Origin of the sequence: Kitasatospora sp. NPDC057198 (assembly GCF_042670125.1) — a bacterium.
GTDB lineage: Bacteria > Actinomycetota > Actinomycetes > Streptomycetales > Streptomycetaceae > Kitasatospora.
This window is the reverse complement of the sequence record NZ_JBHUWH010000704.1, coordinates 1-2746: the sequence shown is the minus strand read 5'-3', so window position 1 is coordinate 2746 and position 2746 is coordinate 1. Positions and strand designations below refer to the sequence as shown.

General features: G+C 79.0%; 2 protein-coding genes and 1 pseudogene. All 3 read left to right on the top strand.

Annotation, left to right across the window (positions count from 1 at the left end):
* Nucleotides 1-249, top strand: a pseudogene (locus ACFUEL_RS38005) (hypothetical protein); the annotation flags it as partial.
* A gap of 76 nt (nucleotides 250-325) precedes the next feature.
* On the top strand, nucleotides 326-667 hold the full coding sequence (locus ACFUEL_RS38000; RefSeq protein WP_380242533.1) for a DUF5713 family protein: 342 nt from the start codon (nucleotides 326-328) through the stop codon (nucleotides 665-667).
* Nucleotides 668-696: 29 nt separating this feature from the next.
* On the top strand, nucleotides 697-2655 hold the full coding sequence (locus ACFUEL_RS37995; protein ID WP_380242531.1) for a hypothetical protein: 1959 nt from the start codon (nucleotides 697-699) through the stop codon (nucleotides 2653-2655).
* Nucleotides 2656-2746 lie beyond the last annotated feature (91 nt).

The window sequence follows — 2746 nt, the reverse complement described above, 5'->3', positions numbered from 1 at the left end:
GCCGCGGACTGGCTGCGCGCCGGACAGGCGATGGAGCGGGTCTGGCTGCTGGCCACCGCCCGCGGCCTGCGGGTCTCGGTGCTCCACCAGGCCGTCGAACTCCCGGACACCCGTTGGCGGTTGCGCGACCCCGCGGCCGGCATCGGCACCGTCCAGGTGGTGCTGCGGGTCGGCTACGGCCCGCCCGGACCGGCCACCCCGCGCCGGGACGTCGAGGACCTGCTGCGCGACCCGGCCGCGGACCGCTGAGCCGCCGCCGCCCGGCGCTGTCGGTGCCGGGCGGCATGATCGGCCGCGACACCCCACGGACGGACGGAGCGGCGGCATGGCGATCACCAACGGGCGGACGGCGGCGTACGAGTTCCTGCGCCCGATGCGCGGCGACGGCTACTACCCGGCGCACCTGGTCGCCAGGGGCGCCGGCATCCTGCGCGCGCTGTGCGAGCGGATCGAAGCCGAACCGCCGTGCGGGCTGCCGGAGTTGTACGCCCTGACGCACGCCGCGACGGAGGAGTTCAACCTGCTGGCGGAGGAGTTCGGCGCGGCCGGCAGCGAGATCGAGACCGTCGCGCGCGACACCATCGCGGTGGACTTCGAGTACCTCGCGCAGGCGTACGGCTTCCCGGAGGCCGACCCGGAGGAACTGGTGGCGCCCCGTGAATGGTGACGGCGGGCCGCGCTGCTAGGGTCCGCGGCATGGGGAAGGACCCGGACGCCGTCGAGTGGGCCGCGCTGAAGCACGAACAGGGCAGCGCCGACGACCTGCCGGAACTGCTGCGCGCCTGCGCCGGGCCGGACGAGGAGGCAGCCCAGGACGCCGCCTCCGAGATCTACGACCGGATGGTGCACCTGGGCGGCTGGATCTGCTCGGCCGCCCCGGCCGTCCTGCCCTTCCTGCTGCGGCTGGCCGCCGACCCGGCGCTGTTCCCGGCCGTCCGCCGCAGCCTGCTGGAGACGCTCGGCATGCTCTCCGGCACCCCCGCCGCGCACGTCCCGCCCGGCACCGACGCCACCTGGTGGGCGGCCTGGGAGCGGGCCCTGCCGCAGACCCTCGCCCTGCTCGACGACCCGCTGCCCGCGATCCGCCGCGACACCGTCCGGATGCTCGGGGCCTGCCCCACCCCCGGCCGGGCCCTGCTGCCCGCGCTGCTGCGCCGCCTGCGCACCGAGGACGACCCGGCGACCCGCCTCGACCTGCTCACCGCGCTCGGCGCCGCCCTGCGGCGCGGACCCGCCGAGCCGCAGGGCCCCGAGGCCCGGGAGACGCTGCGCGCCCTGCTGGCCGACGGCGACCTCCAGGAACGCCTGGGCGCCGTCCTCGCGCTCACCCCCGGGGACCGCGGACTCCCGCTGCGGCACGCCGACCTGATCGCCCGCGCGGTGCGCGACCCCGGGGCCCGGCGGTGGGACGAGGACGGTGCACCGGGAAGCGTCCACGGCCGGGCGGCCGGGCTGTTCCCCGCCCCCGGGCCGGCCACCGCGTTCGTCCGCGCACTGCTGCGCGACCACCCCGACCCCGTCCACCGGGCGGCCGCGCTCGCCCAGGCCGGCCGCCTGCTCGCCCGATGGCGCTCGCCGGCACCGCACCTGCTGCCCGCGATCGCCGCGCACCTCGACGACCCCGCGCCGCAGGTGCGCCTCCTCGCACTCGACCTGCTCGCCCGCCTCGGCCCGGCCGCCGTCACCCCCCGCGCCGACCGGATCGCGGCCCTGCTCGACGACACCGACGGCGCCGTCGCCGCCACCGCGCTCTGGGCCCTCGCCCGGGGCGGCGACCCGCGCTGCGTGCCCGCGCTGACCGCCGCCCCCGGGGCTTTCGGCGACACGGACCGCCCCCACCGGCTGGACATCCGCACCTACGGGCCCGCCCTGCCCGCCCTGCACGAGGTGCTGGCCCTGCTGCCCGGACACGCGGACGCCCTGATGCCGCTGCTCGAACAGCGGCTCGCCCGGGACGGGCTCCCGCCGACGGTGCACCGGTACGGCCGCGTACTGACCGGCTGGGGCACCGCGAGCCGCACCGCCGCCGAACGGCTGCTCGCCCTGCTGGCCGAGGAGCAGGCGTGGGCCACCGCCGCCGAGACGCTCGCCGAACTCGGCCCGCCGGTGCTCGGCACCGACCTCGCCGAACGGGCCAGGGCGATGATCTCCGCACGGACGAACGGCCCGGACGCGGGCGCGGCGGCCGCCGCCTGGGCGTGCTGGAGGCTCGGCGGCGACCCGGAGGCGGCCGTGGACGCCCTCGCCGCCCACCCCGGCGACCACCGCGCGCTGCGGATGCTCGGCGACCTCGGCCCGCACGCCGCCCGCTGCGCCGCACTCCTGCGCGAGCGCGCCGCCGACCGGGACGAATGGACCAGGGTGCGGGCCGCCGGCGCGCTGTGGGCGGCCACCGGCGACACCGACACGGCCGTCCCGGCCCTGCTCTCCGCCCTGCACGGCCTCGACCGGGGGCACTACCACCCCGTCATGCCCGCCGCCGTCCGGCAGCTGGCCCGGATCGGCCCGGCCGCCCGCCCCGCCGCCCCGCTGCTGCGCGCCGCCCTCGCCGGGGACCGCCGGCTGCCCGGCGAGGACGCGACCTGGCACGGCTTCCGCCAGGACGAGGAACTGCGGGCGGCGGCCTCCCGGGCACTGGCGGCCGTCGGGGAATGACGCGGAAGGGCGCGACCGCGGTGGTCGCGCCCGTCCGGTACGGGGTTCCGCGGCGGGTCAGCCCGCCTTGACCTCGCCGGTGAGCGGGGGC